The sequence below is a fragment of the Emcibacter sp. SYSU 3D8 genome (genome assembly GCF_039655875.1).
Lineage (GTDB): Bacteria > Pseudomonadota > Alphaproteobacteria > SMXS01 > SMXS01 > RI-34.
Genome location: NZ_JBBYXK010000002.1, coordinates 38,946 through 56,008, shown reverse-complemented (window position 1 = coordinate 56,008; position 17,063 = coordinate 38,946). Strand labels below are relative to the sequence as shown.

12 protein-coding genes and 1 tRNA gene are annotated in these 17,063 nt (G+C 66.3%); 10 read left to right on the top strand and 3 right to left on the bottom strand.

Translation table 11 applies throughout. The annotated features are described in order from the left end of the window. Positions 1-237: a hypothetical protein gene (locus WJU21_RS06085; protein ID WP_346322511.1), complete on the top strand. Its 237-nt coding sequence runs from the start codon at positions 1-3 to the stop codon at positions 235-237. 157 nt (positions 238-394) lie between these two features. Next, positions 395-787, top strand: coding sequence for a nuclear transport factor 2 family protein (locus WJU21_RS06080; protein WP_346322510.1), 393 nt, complete (start codon positions 395-397; stop codon positions 785-787). Between the two features lie 84 nt (positions 788-871). On the opposite strand, the gene WJU21_RS06075 is transcribed toward WJU21_RS06080, so the two are convergent. The 3 genes from WJU21_RS06075 to gph form a co-directional block, all read right to left on the bottom strand. Beyond that, a complete protein-coding gene (locus tag WJU21_RS06075) occupies positions 872-3,115 on the bottom strand; it encodes a TonB-dependent receptor (protein WP_346322509.1) in 2,244 nt (747 codons plus the stop codon). Between the two features lie 254 nt (positions 3,116-3,369). Beyond that, positions 3,370-3,445: transfer RNA gene (locus WJU21_RS06070), tRNA-Val, on the bottom strand. A 91-nt stretch (positions 3,446-3,536) separates the two neighbouring features. Further along, positions 3,537-4,214 (bottom strand): phosphoglycolate phosphatase, encoded by a 678-nt coding sequence (gene gph / locus WJU21_RS06065; protein WP_346322508.1) that lies wholly within the window; start codon positions 4,212-4,214, stop codon positions 3,537-3,539. A 97-nt stretch (positions 4,215-4,311) separates the two neighbouring features. On the opposite strand from gph, the gene glmU reads away from it, so the two are divergent. The 8 genes from glmU (at position 4,312) to cimA (ending at position 16,935) form a co-directional block, all read left to right on the top strand. After that, positions 4,312-5,658 (top strand): bifunctional UDP-N-acetylglucosamine diphosphorylase/glucosamine-1-phosphate N-acetyltransferase GlmU, encoded by a 1,347-nt coding sequence (gene glmU, locus WJU21_RS06060; protein WP_346322507.1) that lies wholly within the window; start codon positions 4,312-4,314, stop codon positions 5,656-5,658. Beyond that, on the top strand, positions 5,659-7,485 hold the full coding sequence (glmS, locus tag WJU21_RS06055) for a glutamine--fructose-6-phosphate transaminase (isomerizing) (protein WP_346322506.1): 1,827 nt from the start codon (positions 5,659-5,661) through the stop codon (positions 7,483-7,485). Positions 7,486-7,647: 162 nt separating this feature from the next. Further along, positions 7,648-9,045, top strand: a complete 1,398-nt coding sequence (gene gor, locus WJU21_RS06050) for a glutathione-disulfide reductase (protein ID WP_346322505.1) — start codon at positions 7,648-7,650, stop codon at positions 9,043-9,045. A gap of 87 nt (positions 9,046-9,132) precedes the next feature. After that, positions 9,133-10,512, top strand: coding sequence for a 3-deoxy-7-phosphoheptulonate synthase class II (locus WJU21_RS06045; protein ID WP_346322504.1), 1,380 nt, complete (start codon positions 9,133-9,135; stop codon positions 10,510-10,512). Between the two features lie 137 nt (positions 10,513-10,649). Beyond that, on the top strand, positions 10,650-12,344 hold the full coding sequence (locus WJU21_RS06040; RefSeq protein ID WP_346322503.1) for an NAD+ synthase: 1,695 nt from the start codon (positions 10,650-10,652) through the stop codon (positions 12,342-12,344). After that, positions 12,341-13,660, top strand: coding sequence for a glutamate--tRNA ligase (gene gltX, locus WJU21_RS06035; RefSeq protein WP_346322502.1), 1,320 nt, complete (start codon positions 12,341-12,343; stop codon positions 13,658-13,660). The genes WJU21_RS06040 and gltX overlap by 4 nt, the downstream gene beginning before the upstream one ends. A gap of 116 nt (positions 13,661-13,776) precedes the next feature. Further along, complete coding sequence (gene cysS / locus WJU21_RS06030; protein WP_346322501.1) at positions 13,777-15,207, top strand: cysteine--tRNA ligase; 1,431 nt, start codon at positions 13,777-13,779, stop codon at positions 15,205-15,207. 117 nt (positions 15,208-15,324) lie between these two features. Further along, positions 15,325-16,935, top strand: coding sequence for a citramalate synthase (gene cimA, locus WJU21_RS06025; protein ID WP_346322500.1), 1,611 nt, complete (start codon positions 15,325-15,327; stop codon positions 16,933-16,935). Positions 16,936-17,063: the final 128 nt, after the last annotated feature.

Genomic DNA, 17,063 nt, shown 5'->3' with positions numbered 1-17,063 from the left:
ATGACAGGCACAGCCAGCGAAGACGAACACCGCCCGCACAAGGTGTGGGCCGATGCCGAGGGCACGGTCCATAAATGCGAGTGGCTCAAGGTCGGAGACCGCAAGGTGCCGGTCGCCGTGACGCTCTGCGGCCAGCAGACGCCGCCGCAGGCCAGCGAGGTGGCCGACTGGACGGTCACCTGCGAAGCCTGCAACAACGAGATCGCCGCGCGGCATGCGCGGCTGGTGCAGGCCTGAGCCCTTTCGCACGCTGGCAACGGCTGCGGGGGTCAAGGGTCGCTGGACGGAAAGCCGGCTCACGACGAGCCAGGTTTTATTGGGCCAGAAATAACCCGGGCGTGCTCGGCCCGGGACCATAACTTACTTGCAATCAATCTTCAGGGAGACGACGGCCATGGTCCACAAGGCAACGGAAGACTTTTATGCGGCGCTGAACCAGATGTTCGCGGGGGATATTGCCCCGATGGAGAAGGTATGGTCGCACGCCGAAGATGCGGTCTATACGGGGCCGACCGGGGGCATTCATACGGGTTGGGCGAACATCCTGCCCATATGGCAGGAACAGGCCGGCCTGAAGCTCGGCGGCAAGGTGGACGCCCAGGACGTCCAGATCGTCTCGGGCGGCGAGATGGCCATGGTCAGCAATTACGAAGTCGGCGGGAACATCGTCGACGGGAAACTCCAGCAGGTAAGGCTGCGGGCCACCAACATCTTCCGCAAGGAAGACGGCCAGTGGAAGATGATCGGCCACCACACCGACATGTTGCCCTGGCTGGCCAAGCAATAGACCGGCCGCGAAGACGCTGGCGGGGTCCGCGCCGCAAGGCCGGATCCCGCCGACGCATCATGCCGCTAGCGTAATTCAGACCTCTCAGAAGCTGAGCGAGACGCCGCCGGTCACCGTCAGCGGCTTGCCCGGGCGCAGGCCGTAGGGCTGACGCGCGACAGGATAGGTCTTGTCGAACAGGTTCTCGGCCGACGCGAACAGCCGGATGGTCTCGGTCAGCTGGTAATGGGCGGCCAGGTCGAAGACCGTGTGGCCCTTGACCCTCTGGCTGGCCGGGATCGGGCCGCTGCCGGCCTCGGTGCGGATGGCGCCGAGGTGGTTCATGCTCACCACCACGCCCCAATCGGCCGCCTCGAGGCCTGCCGACAGATAGACCTGATGATGCGGCGTGTAGGGCAACTCGTCGCCCTCGGCGACGCTGCCCCAGAAGCTGTCGCTGAACGAGGTCGAGAAGGTGGCGTCGGTATAGGTGTAGTTGAAGTTCAGCGGCACGGTGAGACCGCCGCCCAGATCGAAGACATAGCCGCCCAGCACCTCGATGCCCTTGATCTCTGCGGCGCCGCCGTTGAACTGGTCGCCGATGTCGCCGCCGGTGCAGCCGGTGGCGTTGGAGCAGGTGCCGAGGATGTTGGAATAGTTGTTGTAGAAGCCGATGACTTCCAGGAAGGCATTCTGGCCGTTGTAGCGGAGCCCGGCCTCGAAGTTCCAGCTGCGCTCTTCGCTGGCATCGGTGGTGCCGGCGCCGGGCGGTGCAAAGCCCCGGTTGACGCCGGCCAGCAGCACCAGGCCCTCGGCGGCGTCGAAGGTGACGCCGAAGCCTGGAATGACCACATCGAGGCTGTTCTTGCGGATGCGGGTCGGGCCGTTGACCCGGTCCGGATCTGACCCCGCATAATCCAGCCGGCTCAGGTCGATGTGCTCGAACCGCACGCCCGGCCGGAACGTCCAGCGGCCCAGCGAGATGTCGTCCTGGATGAAGGCGGCGAAAGCCTTGCCCTTGGCCTCACGGTTGGCGTTCGAGCCGATGGGATCGACGGCGGTGCGGACCAGATCGCCGTCCAGCATGCTGAACCGTTCGTCGTTCTGCAGCCTGTCCTCTTCATCCTCGTGCCAGCGCAGCCCGATCTCGAGCGCATGCGAGGCGGCGCCGGTTTCCAGCGCCACGCCCAGCACCGACTGGATGCCCCAGCTGTCGTATTTCCGGTTGTTGTGGCGCAGGCTCAGCGCCCCATCGGGGCTGTCCATGTCGCCGCGCAGGATGGCGAGCACGGCCGGATAGGCGCCCGGCGCCTCGAAGACCGCGGCCGGGCTGAACGACGTGCCGCCATAATTGATCCGGTCCAGCTTGAACCAGTCGCGCTTGAAATGGTTGTAATAGGCCACCGTGGTCAGGTCGACGCTGGAGGACAGTTCGATGAAATGGGTCGCCTGGACCTGCTTGTGCTCGGTATTGATGTTGTCGAGCCGCGAGGCCGCATAGCGCCGGAAGGGCGTGGCGGCGAAGTCGGCATCGGTAAGGCCGAGATAGGATTCGTCGGAATCGTTGTTGGTATAGCCCAGCTTGATCTCGAGCGACTGGACGCGGCTGGCGCTGTCGCTGCTTCTCCAGCGCAGCTTGCCGACGAAATCCTGTACTTCGAAGCCGGTATTGCCGCCGCCGTCCAGCTTCTTGAAGCCGTCGGCGCCGGAGATGTAGCCTTCGCCCATCACCGCCAGCGTCTCGCCGACGGCGGCCGCGACGCCGTGCACCGCATAGAAATTGTCGCTGCCATAGCGGGCCTCGATCCGTCCGCCGCTGGCATCGGGAATCGGGGTGCTCAGCAGGTTGATGGCGCCACCCACCGTGCGCGGCCCGTATTTGATCGCCGACGGCCCCTTGGTCACCTCGATCGCCGACATGCGCGCGGCGATGGGGAAATAATAGGCGGCCGGGGCGGCATAGGGCGCCGGCGCGATCAGCACGCCATCTTCCATGAGGGTGATGCGCTCGGACCGCTCGGTGCCGCTGCCGCGCAGGCCGATATTGGGGCGCAGGCCGTAGCCGTCCTCTTCCTGGATGTTCACGCCGGGCACCATCCGCAACATGCGGTGGATGTCGGTGTACTCGAATGTCTCGAGTTGGTCCGCGTCGATCAGGTGGGCCGAGCCGGGCACCTTGTGCTCCTGACGCGAACCGACGACGGTGATGCGGTCGATGGCGCGGGACATGTCCGCCACCACAACGGCGCCAGCCGGCTGCGGCTCGGCCTCCGCCGCGCGCGTCGTCCCGGCGCCCAGAAGAATGCCCATGGCCACGATGACGGCGCCAGTCTGCCTCGAATGGTTCACGGTAAGGTTACTCCCGGATGTGTGTGGAATTCTTGTTTGTTGAGGGCAGCCTTAGGGCAACTGACAATGAGTTGCAATAATATTGCGACGCTTTCGCAGAAACGGGGGCGCCGGCAGGACGGCGCTGCTGCCCCTCGCCGCCACGCTGTCGAGGCGGTAACGCGGGGCGGAGGATGGGGTGGTGAATTTGGTGACGGGAGATTGTCTGGCGGCGGCCCGTCCTTGCGGCTGCTTCGGGGCCACGAGGCGGGGCGTGGTGGGCGAAGAGGGACTCGAACCCCCGACATCCACGATGTGAACGTGGCGCTCTACCAACTGAGCTATTCGCCCCTCGTCGCCGAGGACGCGCCGTAATACGGTTCCGGGTCGCGGGTGTCAAGCAGCGGTGGACGCCGCTTTCGCCGTTATTGCGGGCGGCCTGCTATTTGTGCGCGATCAGCGCGGCCAGCGCCTCGGGCAGCTGGATGAAATCGTCGATCAACCGGTCGGCCATCAGGTCGGCGGCGGGCACGGTGGAATAGCCGAAACTGACGGCAACCACCGGCGTACCCGCGTTCCGGGCGGTATCCACATCGGTCTGACTGTCGCCCACCATCACCGCGCGCCGCAGGTCGCCGCCGAGACGGTCGACGGTGGCGGTGAGATGGCCGGCATGAGGCTTGCGGTGCTCCACCGCGTCGGCGCCGACGATAGCGCCGAACCAGTGCTCCATGCCCAGCGCTTCCAGCAGCAGGTCGGCCAGACGCTGGGGCTTGTTGGTGCACACGCCCAGTTTCACGCCCTGATCGCGCAGGAAGCTGAGCGTGCCGAGCACATTGGGAAACGGCGTCGTCAGGTCGGCGACATGGTCGGCGTAATAGTCGAGGAAGGTGTCGAACGCGGCGTCGAACGCGGCGTCGTCGATGGTGGTGCCGGCTGCCGTCACCGCCTTCTGGATCAGCGCGCGGGCGCCGTGTCCCACCATGTGCCGGACATCGCCGGCGCCGATCTCCGGCAGGCCGATGGTGCGCATGGTGTGGTTGAGCGCGCCGGTCAAATCGGGGGCGCTGTCGACCAGCGTGCCGTCCAGGTCGAATATCACGGTATCGGGAAGGCGCATGGGCGGTGTGTCTGCATCCTGCGGTGGTAAACCGACGGTCTTTGTGGCAGGTTTCGGCCTTGAAAGCAAAGACCTGCGCGGAAGCGAGAAACCCTTCATGACAGCCCGGAAAACCGCCGTCGTCGTCCTTGCCGCAGGCAGGGGTACGCGGATGAAATCCAGCCTGCCCAAGGTGCTGCACCCCATCGCCGGCCGCGCCATGGTGCATCACGTGCTGGATGCCGCCGCCGCGCTGGCGCCGGCGCGCACCGTCGTCGTGCTCGGCAGGGACATGGACCCGGTGGCGCAGGCCGTCGCGCCGGCCATCGTCGCCGTGCAGGATCCGCCGCTGGGCACCGGCCACGCGGTGCTGGCCGCCGCCGAGGCGCTGGACGGCTTCGACGGCGACGTGATCGTCGCCTTTGCCGACACGCCGCTGGTGACGCAGGCAACCTACCGCCTGATGCTGGAGCGCCGCCGGGCCGACGACGATCCGGCGGTCGTCGTGCTGGGATTCCGGCCCGCCGACCCGGCCGCCTATGGCCGTCTTGTCGTCCGGAAGGACAAGCTTGAGCGCATCGTCGAGTTCAAGGACGCGGATACGGACGAGCGCGCCATCGGCCTGTGCAACGCCGGCCTGATGGTGCTCGACGGCAAGCATGCGCTCGCCCTGCTGCGGGCCATCGGCAACGACAACGCCAACAAGGAATATTACCTGCCAGACGTGGTCGCCATCGCCCGCGGCAAGGGGCTGGAGGCGGCCGTGGTCGAGGCATCGGCCGATGAGGTGATGGGGGTCAACTCCCGCGCCGAACTGGCCAGGGCCGAGGCGATCTGGCAGCAAAGGCGCCGCGCCCAGTTCATGGACGAGGGCGTCACCTTCGTCGATCCCGATACGGTCTGGCTCAGCGCCGACACGATCCTGGGCCGCGACGTCACGATCGGCCCGAACGTGGTGTTCGGCCCCGGCGTCAGCATCGAGGACGGCGTGCGCATCGAGGCGTTCTGTCATATCGAGGGCGCGCATGTGGCGAGCGGCGCGCGGATCGGCCCGTTCGCCCGGCTGCGTCCCGGCGCCGACATCGGCGAGGACGCCCATATCGGCAACTTCGTCGAGATCAAGAAGGCGGTGATCGAAAAGGGCGCCAAGGCCAATCACCTGTCCTATATCGGCGATGCGCGGGTGGGGGCGCAGGCCAATATCGGCGCGGGCACCATCACCTGCAATTACGACGGCTTCGCCAAGCACTTCACCGATATCGGCGCCGGCGCCTTCATCGGCTCCAACACCGCGCTGGTGGCGCCGGTGAAGATCGGCGACGGCGCGCTGATCGGTGCGGGCAGCGTCATCACCAGCGACGTGGCCGAGGACGCCGTCGCCGTGACCCGCGCGCCGCAGAAATCGATTCCCAAAGGCGCGGCCAGATTCCGGGCGAAAAGCGTGAAACAGAAGGTCAAGGGCTGAATGTGCGGCATTGTCGGCATTGTCGGCCGTGAGGCGGTGACGCCCAGGCTGGTCGAGGGACTGCAGCGGCTGGAATATCGCGGCTACGATTCGGCGGGTGTCGCCACCCTGCCGGACGGCGGCGCCATCGACCGCCGGCGCGCCGAGGGCAAGCTGGCGAATCTGCGGCAGGTGCTGGACGCCAGTCCGCTGGCGGGCACTGTCGGCATCGCCCACACAAGATGGGCGACCCACGGCGCACCGAACGAAAACAACGCCCATCCACACGCCACCGAGAAGGTGGCGGTGGTGCACAACGGCATCATCGAGAACTTTCGCGAGCTGCGCGAGGAACTGACGGCGCAGGGCCATGTGATGCTGACCGAGACCGACAGCGAGGTCATCGCCCATCTGGTCACCGCCGAGCTCGACCGGGGCATGACGCCGCAGCAGTCGGCGGCGGCGGCGCTGAAGCGGCTCGACGGCGCGTTCGCCATCGGCATCCTGTTCGCCGGCCACGGCGACCTCTTGATCGGCGCACGCCGGGGCAGCCCTTTGGTGGTAGGCTATGGCGACGGAGAAATGTATCTGGGCTCGGACGCGCTGGCCATCGGGCCGCTGTCGAACCGGATCTGCTATCTGGCCGAGGGCGACTGGGTGGTGCTGACGCCGCACAGCGCGGAAATCCACGACGAGACCGGGGCGCTGGTGCAGCGCGAGATCAAGCTGGCCAAGCTGGTCGGCGGCCTGATCGAGAAGGGCAATTACCGCCACTTCATGCAGAAGGAGATCTACGAACAGCCCGCCGTGATCGGCGACACGCTGGGCACCTATTACAACCAGCTCAGCCGCGAAGTGGTGATGCCGGCCATGCCGTTCGACCTCGCCGGGGTGCCCAAGATCACCATCGTGGCCTGCGGTACGGCGTTCTATGCCTGCATGGTCGCCAAGTACTGGTTCGAGCGGGTCGCCCGGGTCAGCGTCGAGATCGACGTGGCGTCCGAGTTCCGCTACCGCGAGGCGGCGCTGCCGGACGGCGGGCTGGCGATCTTCGTCTCCCAGTCGGGCGAGACCGCCGACACGCTCGCCGCGCTGCGCTATTGCCGCGCGCAGGGCCAGCACATCCTCAGCGTGGTCAACGTGCCGGAAAGCTCCATCGCGCGGGAATCTGACGTGGTGCTGCCGACCCATGCGGGGCCCGAGATCGGCGTTGCCAGCACCAAGGCGTTCACCTGCCAGCTGGTGGTGCTGGCCTGCCTCGTCATCGCGGCGGCGCGGGCGCGCGGCACGATCGACGCGGCGATGGAGGCCGAGCTGACCCATGCGCTGGTCGAATTGCCGATGGCGGCGACCGACGTGCTCAAGCACGACGACCGGATCGAGGCCATCGCCGCGGATATCGCCAAGGCCCGCGACGTGCTCTATCTGGGCCGCGGCGCGCTCTATCCCATCGCGCTGGAAGGCGCACTGAAGCTCAAGGAAATCTCCTACATCCACGCCGAAGGCTATGCCGCCGGCGAGATGAAGCACGGTCCCATCGCGCTGATCGACCCTGCCGTGCCGGTCGTGGTGCTGGCGCCCAGCGACCGGTTGTTCGCCAAGACCGTGTCCAACATGCACGAGGTGATCGCCCGTGGCGGCCGGATCCTGCTCGTCACCGACGTGGCCGGCGCGAAAGCGACTGGCGACGGCGCTGCCTGGATGCTGGTGCTGCCCGACATGCATGAATTCGTCGCGCCGATCCTGCAGGCGATCCCGGTGCAGCTGCTCGCCTACCACGCCGCTGTCAGCAAGGGCACCGACGTCGACCAGCCGCGCAATCTGGCGAAATCCGTGACTGTTGAGTAGGGTTGCCGCTCTCTTTTCCGAGCGGCGCTACTTCCAGATTGTCACACCGGTCTTGTTCCGGGGTGGCAATCGAGGGTGAGGCACGGGCCGTGTGCGCCTGGCGCCGGTTGAGTAATCCGCCACACGCCTCCATATTACCGCGACCTTTGCGGAGAGACGTTCATGGCTGACTACGACTACGACCTGTTCATCATCGGCGCGGGCTCGGGCGGGGTCCGGGCGGCGCGCATGGCCACGTCCCACGGCGCGCGGGTCGGCATCGCCGAAGACAGCCGGGTGGGCGGTACCTGCGTCATCCGGGGCTGCGTGCCGAAGAAGCTGCTGGTCTATGCGTCGGGCTTTGCCGAGGAATTCGAGTGGGCGCGCGGCTACGGCTGGACGCTCGAGGGCGCGACCTTCGACTGGCCGACGCTGATTGCCAACAAAGACAAGGAGATCGACCGGCTCAATGGCCTCTATCTCCAGACCTTGAAGAACAACAACGTGGTGCTGCACGAGGCGCGGGCGTCGCTGGTCGATGCGCATACCATCGCGCTGACCAAGGATGGCGCCGAAGTGGGCCGTGTCACCGCGGACAAGATACTGGTCGCGACCGGCGGCTGGCCGGCCATGCCGGAGATCCCCGGCATCGAACATGCCATCACATCGAACGAGGCATTCGACCTGCCCGAGTTCCCGCAGCGCATACTGATCGCGGGGGCCGGCTACATCGCCGTCGAGTTCGCCTGCATCTTCAACGGTATGGGCGCGCAGGTGATCCAGTTGTACCGGGGTGAACAGATCCTGCGCGGTTTCGACCGCGACATCCGGGATACGGTTGCCACCGAGATGCGCAAGAAGGGCATCGACATCCGGGTGAACTGCTCGATCATTGCGCGCATCGACAGGCAGGCCGACGGCAGCCTGCTGGTGACCCAGGAGGATGGCACGACGATCGAGACCGACGCGGTGATGTTCGCCATCGGCCGCGATCCGAAATCCAGCGGCATGGGTCTTGCCGAGGCGGGCGTCGCCATGGACGATATCGGCGCCATCATCATCGATGACGATTTCCGCACCTCGGTGCCCAACATCTTCGCCCTGGGCGATGTCACGCACCGTATCCAGCTCACGCCCGTCGCCATCGCCGAGGCCATGGCGTTCACCGCCACCCAGTTCGGCGGCCAGCCGACGAGCATGGACTATCGCGACATTCCGACAGCGGTTTTCACCCAGCCGCCGATCGGCACCTGCGGCATGACCGAGGAGGAGGCGCGCGAGCGGCACGGTGACGAGATCGACATCTACAAGGCCGACTTCCGGCCCATGATCCATACGCTTGGCGGCTCGAACGAGCGAACCCTGATGAAGCTGATTGTCGATACGAGGACCGACCGGGTGCTGGGCGCGCACATGGTCGGGCACGACGCCGGCGAGATCATCCAGGGCATCGGTATCGCCATCAAGTGCGGCGCTACCAAGGCCCAGTTCGACGCCACGGTCGCCATCCATCCGACCGCCGCCGAGGAGTTCGTCACCATGCGAACGCCGGTGCCCCGGCTGAAGCAGGCGGCCGAATAAGCGGGGTGATTCTAAAAACTGGCCAAATCCGGCGCCCCGGCGTATATCAGGCGCCCTTGAAACGACTCTAAACTACAAGGCGAAGCCATGACCAAGAAGTGGTCGCCGGACAGCTGGAGAGCGCTGCCGGCCAAGCATATCCCTGCCTACCCGGACCCGGCGGCCCTGGCCGACGTGGAACAGACCCTCAAGTCCTATCCGCCGCTGGTGTTTGCGGGCGAGGCGCGCAGCCTGAAGGCCGACCTGGCCGATGTGGCCGAGGGCAGGGCATTCCTGCTGCAGGGCGGTGATTGCGCCGAGAGCTTTGCCGAGTTCCATCCGGACAATATCCGCGACACCTTCCGCGTGCTGTTGCAGATGGCCGTGGCGCTGACCTGGGCCGCGTCGTGCCCGGTCGTAAAGGTGGGCCGCATCGCGGGCCAGTTCGCCAAACCGCGCTCCAGCGACATCGAGGAAATCGATGGCGTCACCCTTGAAAGCTACAAGGGCGACAACATCAACGGCATGGATTTCACGCCCGAGGCGCGCCGGCCCGATCCGCAGCGCCTGGTGCGCGCCTACTCGCAGTCGGCTGCCACCCTCAACCTGATCCGCGCCTTCGCCCAGGGCGGCTATGCCGACCTGCATCGGGTCCATGGCTGGATGCAGGGCTTCATCGCCGACAGCCCGGCCGGCAGCCGCTATCAGGAGATGGCCTCGCGCATTTCTGAGGCGCTCGCCTTCATGGAAGCCTGCGGCGTGACGTCCGAGACCGCGCCGGTGCTGCGCGGCACCAGCTTCTACACCTCGCACGAGGCGCTGCTGCTGGGCTACGAGCAGGCGATGACCCGCGTCGATTCGACGACCGGCGACTGGTACGACACGTCGGCCCACATGCTCTGGATCGGCGAGCGCACCCGCCAGCTCGATCATGCCCATGTCGAGTTCATGCGCGGCATCAAGAACCCGATCGGCTGCAAGGTCGGCCCGACGATGAACCCGGACGAGCTGATCCGCCTGATCGATGCGCTCAACCCGGACAACGAGGCCGGTCGTCTGACCCTTATCGCCCGCATGGGCGCCGAGAAGGTCGAGGACGTGCTGCCGGCGCTGGTGCGAAAGGTGAAGCAGGAAGGCCGCGCGGTCGTGTGGTCCTGCGATCCCATGCACGGCAACACCATCAAGTCGACCAGCGGCTACAAGACACGCCCGGTGGACCGGGTGCTGGCCGAGGTGCGCGGCTTCTTCGCCGTCCACCAGGCGGAGGGCACCTATGCGGGCGGCGTCCACTTCGAGATGACCGGCCAGGACGTGACCGAATGCATGGGCGGCGCCCAGGAGATCACGGCCGAGGGCCTGAAGGACCGTTACCATACCCATTGCGATCCGCGGCTCAACGGCAGCCAGGCGCTGGAGCTGGCCTTCATCATCGCCGAAGGCATCCGCAAGGAGCGCGGCGGCATCGCCCGCGTGGCGGCCGCTTCCTGAACGTCTCGGTGATCCTGGCGAACGCCGGGGCCCGAGCGGACACGAGTGCTGGGTCCCGGCTCTCGCCGGGATGACAAGGGTGTTTGGGTCCGATAAGTCTTGCGGAACCGGCTAATCTCCCGACGGGTTCACGTCCCATGACCGACACGCTCACCATCGCGCTGGCGCAGCTCAATCCCACCCTGGGAGACGTGAGCGGCAACGTGGCGAAAATTCGCGCGGCCCGGGCGCAGGCGGCGGCGTCGGGGGCGGATCTGGTGATCTATGCCGAGCTGGTGGTGAACGGCTACCCGCCCGAGGACCTGATGCTGAAGCCGGCATTCCAGGACGTGGTCGACGACGCGGTGCGCGAATTGGCCCAGGACACGGCGGACGGTGGCCCGGCCATGCTGATCGGCGCCAGTTGGCGCGAAGGCGGCGCCAAGCCGTTCAACGCCGCGATCCTGCTTGATGGCGGCGAGATCGTGGCGCGGCGCTACAAACACCATTTGCCGAATTACGGTGTGTTCGACGAGGTCCGCATCTTCGCGCCCGGACCCTTGCCGGGACCGATGAATTTCCGCGGCGTGCGCCTCGGCGTCATGGTCTGCGAGGATATGTGGTTCCCGGACGTGACCGAATGCCTGCAGGAGACCGGCGCCGAAATTCTGGTGGTGCCGAACGGCTCGCCCTACGAGATTGGCAAGGTCGACCTCCGCACCCAGCTTGCGGTCCAGCGGGTCAGCGAAAGCGGCCTGCCGCTGATCTATGTCAACCAGGTCGGTGGCCAGGACGAGATCGTCTTCGACGGCATCTCGTTCGTCATGAACACCGACCACAAGGTGCCGGTGCGGATGACCGGCTGGCGCGAATCCGTGACCATCACCAGATGGCGGCGCGACGGAGCCGCCTGGCACTGCGATGACGGCGAAAAGGCGCGCTATCCCGAAGGCCTCGAGGAAATCTACAGCGCCATGATGCTGGGCCTGCGCGACTATGTGGACAAGAACCGGTTCCCGGGCGTGGTGCTGGGCATGTCGGGCGGCATCGACAGCGCCCTGTCGGCGGCCGTCGCCGTCGACGCGCTGGGCGCCGACCGGGTGCGCTGCGTGATGATGCCCTATCGCTACACCAGTTCGGAAAGCGTGCGCGACGCGGAAGCCTGCTCGCGTGCATTGGGCGCAGCGCACGAGGTCATTCCCATCGAGCCGGCAGTGAGCGGCTTTCTCGACATGCTGGCGCCGGCATTCGCGGGCCGCGATCCCGACACCACCGAAGAGAACCTGCAGGCCCGCGCCCGCGGCATCACCCTGATGGCGCTGTCCAACAAGTTCGGCCACATGGTGCTGACCACCGGCAACAAGTCGGAGATGTCGGTGGGGTACGCCACGCTCTATGGCGACATGTGCGGCGGCTATTCGGTGCTCAAGGACGTCTACAAGACCACCGTGTTCGAGTTGTCCCGCTGGCGCAATGCGCATGTGCCGGACGGTGCGCTGGGGCCGGGACAGGTTGTCATCCCCGAGAACATCATCACGCGTCCGCCGTCGGCCGAGTTGCGCGAGAACCAGACCGACCAGGACAACCTGCCGCCCTATGACGTGCTGGACGACATTCTGGAGTGCCTGATCGAGAACGAGATGACGTTCCAGGAGATCGTCGCCCGCGGCCACGATCCGGCCGTGGTCCAGCGCATCGAGCACCTGCTGTATATCGCCGAGTACAAGCGTCGCCAGGCGCCGCCGGGCGTCAAGATCACCCGCCGCAATTTCGGCCGCGACCGGCGCTATCCGATCACCAACGGGTTTCGCAATGCACGCTCGGCGACCCGCAAGCGGGAGTTCAACGAATGAGCGTGCGGCTGCGCTTCGCGCCCAGTCCGACAGGCTTTCTGCATGTGGGCAACGTGCGGACCGCGCTGGTCAATTTCCTTTTTGCGCGCCAGCAGGGCGGCATCTTCATGCTGCGCTTCGACGACACCGATCCCGAGCGCTCGACCGACGCCTTCGCCGACGCCATCGAGGAGGACCTCCGCTGGCTTGGCCTGAAGTGGAATACCTCGTCGCACCAGTCGCATCGGCAGGACGCTTATGATGACGCCATCGCCCGGCTCAAGGAATCGGGCCGGCTTTATCCGTGCTGGGATACGCCGCAGGAGTTGGAGTTGCGCCGCAAGGTGCTGCTGTCGCGCGGCAAGCCGCCGGTCTATGAGCGCGGCGCGCTGGCGCTGACCCAGGCGCAGAAGGACGGCTATGCCGCGCAAGGCCGCGCGCCGCACTGGCGGTTCCGGCTGAACCAGCGGCCGGTCACCTGGCAGGATGGCGTGCGCGGCGAGGTCACGTTCGACACCGCCACCCTCTCGGACCCGGTGCTGGTGCGCGAGGACGGCAGCCTGCTCTATACCCTGCCATCCTGCGTCGACGACCTGGACCATCACGTTACCCATGTATTCCGGGGCGAGGACCACGTCACCAACACCGCGGTGCAGGTCGAGCTGTTCGAGGCGCTGGGCGGCGCGCCGCCGCAATTCGCCCATTTCGCGCTGCTGACCGGCGCGGGCGGCGAAGGCCTGTCGAAACGGGCCGGCTCGCTCGCCATCCGCGACCTGCGCGGGCAGGGGCTCGAGCCCATGGCCATCAACAGCCTGCTGGCGCGCATCGGGACTTCTGATCCCATCGAGCCCTTCACCGACCTGGCGCCGCTGGTCTACGGTTTCGACGTGACCAAGTTTGGCCGCTCGGCCGCCCGGTTCGATCCGCACGAACTGGAGGTGCTGAACGCCCGCATTGTCCACCAGCTTCACTACGCCAACGTGGCCGCGCGCATTCCCGGCGTCAGCGAGGAATTGTGGGAGGCGGTTCGTCCCAATCTGACCAGGGTTTCGGATGCGCTGGACTGGCTGAAGGTCGCCGAAGGCCCGATGCAGCCGGTCATCGAAGACGCGGAATTTCTCAGGCAGGCCGCCGAACTGCTGCCGCCGCTGCCCTGGGGCGAGGAAGCCTGGGGCGAATGGACCGGCGCGGTCAAGCAGGCCACCGGGCGCAAGGGCCGCGCCCTGTTCCATCCGCTGCGCCTGGCGCTGACCGGCCGCGAGCAGGGACCGGAAATGAAGCTGCTGCTGCCGCTGATCGGTCCGAAAAGGACGCGGGAGCGGTTGATTTCCACCTGACCTGCGGACCGGCGCGATCCATCCGGCCTGACCGGCAGCTTTGCGGGATACGCCAATCCCTTGCCGCCGGCCGTCCCGTGCGCTATAGCCCGCGATCCTGACCAGCGGCGAAAATCATGGACCTGACGATCTACAATTCCCTCACCCGGGAAAAGCAGCGCTTCGAGCCGATCGACGAGAGCAATGTGCGGCTCTATGTCTGCGGCCCGACGGTCTATGACTTCGCCCATATCGGCAATGCGCGGCCGGTCCTGGTGTTCGACGTGCTGTTCCGCGTGCTCCGCGACCTTTATGGCGAGGATGCGGTCACCTATGTGCGCAACATCACCGACGTGGACGACAAGATCAACGCCCGCGCCGCGGAGTCCGGCGAGGACATCCGGACGATCACCGAACGCACGGTTGCCGCCTATCACGAGGACATGGACGCGCTGGGCGCGCTCCGGCCGACCGTCGAGCCGCGCGCGACCGAGCATATCGGCCAGATGGTCGCCATGATCGAAAAGCTTATCGAGCGCGGCCATGCATACGAGGCAGAAGGCCACGTGCTGTTTGCGGTGGCCAGCGATCCCGCCTATGGCCGGCTTTCCGGCCGCTCCATGGACGAGATGATCGCCGGCGCCCGTGTAGACATCGCGCCCTACAAGAAGGATCCGGCCGACTTCGTGCTGTGGAAGCCGTCGACGCCGGACCTGCCGGGCTGGGAAAGCCCCTGGGGCCGCGGCCGTCCGGGCTGGCATATCGAGTGCTCGGCCATGGCCGAGACCCATCTGGGCGATGTGTTCGACATCCACGGCGGCGGCATCGACCTGATCTTTCCGCACCACGAGAACGAGGTGGCACAGAGCGCCTGCGCCCATTCCGGCGAGCCACAGGCGCATTACTGGATGCACAACGGCTTCCTGATGGTGGAAGGCGAGAAGATGTCCAAGTCGCTGGGCAACTTCTTCACCGTGCGCGACCTGCTGGCCGACTGGCCCGGCGAGGTGCTGCGCTACACCATGCTGGCGAGCCATTACCGCCAGCCCATCGACTGGACGAAGACGGGCATGCAGCAGGCGCGTGAGAGCCTGGACCGGCTGTACCGCACCCTGAAGGCGTTCGAGGACATCGAGACCGACGAGGCCGATGTTCCCGAGAGCGTGCTCGAGCCGTTGCTCGACGATCTCAACACGCCGCTGGCGCTCGCCGCGCTGCACGAGCTCGCGACCAAGGCCAACAAGGCCAAGAACGACCCGACCCGCGGCAAGTACAAGGCGCTGCTGCTGGCCGGCGGCAAGGCGCTCGGCCTGTTCGGGAGCGATCCGGACGACTGGCTGAAGCGCCGCCGCGACGTAGTGGTCCAGTTGCAGGGCTTGGGTATGGCTGCAAGTGTCGGCTCCGTGAGCATTCTAACCGAAGGCGAAATCGAACAACTCATCGCCGACCGTATCGCCGCGCGCCAGAACAAGGACTTCGGCGAAGCCGACCGAATTAGGGGCACCCTTGCCGCGCAGGGCATTATCCTTGAGGATGGCCCGCAGGGGACCACCTGGCGGCGAGGGTAGCAAATTCTGGTCCAGTACCCTTCGGGGTGATCGGAGTTGCGGCGGTAGTGTAAGCTGCCGCCCGTGCCCAGGCAGGCCACAGGGCCGCCGGCACACGGGACGAGAAAGAAGCACATCATGGCCCGCGAGAGGCTTTATCTATTCGACACCACGCTGCGTGACGGCGCCCAGACCCAGGGCGTCGACTTTTCCGTGCACGACAAACAGCGCATCGCCCGCGAACTGGACGCGTTGGGCGTGGATTATATCGAGGGCGGCTGGCCGGGCGCGAACCCCACCGACACCGACTTTTTCGCATCGCCGCCCAAGCTGAAAAGCGCGACGTTCACCGCGTTTGGCATGACCCAGCGGCCCGGCCAGAGCGCCGCCAACGATCCGGGGCTGTCGGCACTGCTGAACACGGACGCGCCGGCGGTCTGCATCGTCGGCAAGAGCTGGGATTATCAGGTCGATGTGGCGCTGGGCATCCCGCGCGAAGAGAACGTGGCGATCATCGGCTCGTCCATCGCCGAGATCAAAAAGCGCGGCCGCGAGCCCATGCTCGATGCCGAGCATTTCTTCGACGGCTTCAAGGCCAATCCGGACTACGCCATGCAGTGCCTGCGCGCCGCCTCGGAAGCGGGCGCGCGCTGGGTCGTGCTGTGTGACACCAATGGCGGCACGCTGCCCCACGAGGTGTCGCGTATCGTCGCAGAGGTGGTGAAGGAGATACCCGGCGACCGGCTGGGCATCCATACCCACAACGATACCGAGAATGCGGTCGCCAATTCGCTGGCGGCGATCCTGGCCGGCGTGCGCCAGCTCCAGGGCACCATCAATGGTCTGGGCGAGCGCTGCGGCAACGCCAACCTGATCTCGCTGATCCCGACCCTGATGCTCAAGCCCGACTTTGCCGAGCGGTTCGAGACCGGCATTCCGCAGGGGAACCTGCGCAAGCTGAAGCATGTCTCGCACGTGCTGGACGAGATCCTCAATCGCGCGCCCAACCGGCACCAGGCCTATGTCGGCGACAACGCATTCGCCCACAAGGGCGGGCTGCATGCCTCGGCGGTGGCCAAGGACCCGCACACCTACGAACACGTGGCGCCCGAATCCATCGGCAATGCCCGCAAGATCCTGGTGTCGAACCAGGCGGGCCGGTCCAACATCATCCAGCGGCTGGACGAGTTGGGCCTGAGCGTCCCGAACAATCATCCCGGCATCGGCCGCCTGCTCGACGAGGTCAAGGAAGCCGAGGCGCAGGGGCTGTCCTATGACGGCGCCGAGGCCAGTTTCGAGTTGCTGGCCCGCCGCGCGCTGGGCCAGATGCCCCGGTTCTTCGAGACACGGAGCTACCGGGTGCTGGTCGAGCGCCGCCACAACGCGCTGGGCGAAATGGTCACGGTCGCCGAAGCCACGGTCAAGATTGCGGTCGACGGCGAGAACCTGATCTCGGCGGGCGAAGGCAATGGCCCGGTCAATGCGCTGGACCAGGCGCTGCGCAAGGATCTGGGACGCTACTCGTCCTTTATCGAAGACCTGCGGTTGATCGATTACAAGGTGCGAATCCTGAACACCAGCGGCACCGAGGCGACCACGCGCGTGCTGATCGAGAGCGGCGACTCGAAGGGCAACCGCTGGTTCACCGTCGGCGTGTCGCCCAATATCGTCGACGCGTCGTACCAGGCGCTCAATGACAGCCTGGTTTACAAGCTGCTGCGTGACGGCGCGCCCCCCGTACAGGGCTGAACCGACCCTCGAGCATAGGCCTCCGATCCGCGGACATCTGCGGAATCCGTAGCCCGTGAAAACCGGCCTGTTGCATCGCAGCAACAGGGGTGCGGCCTGTAATCAAATCATCACGACAATTTCACGGA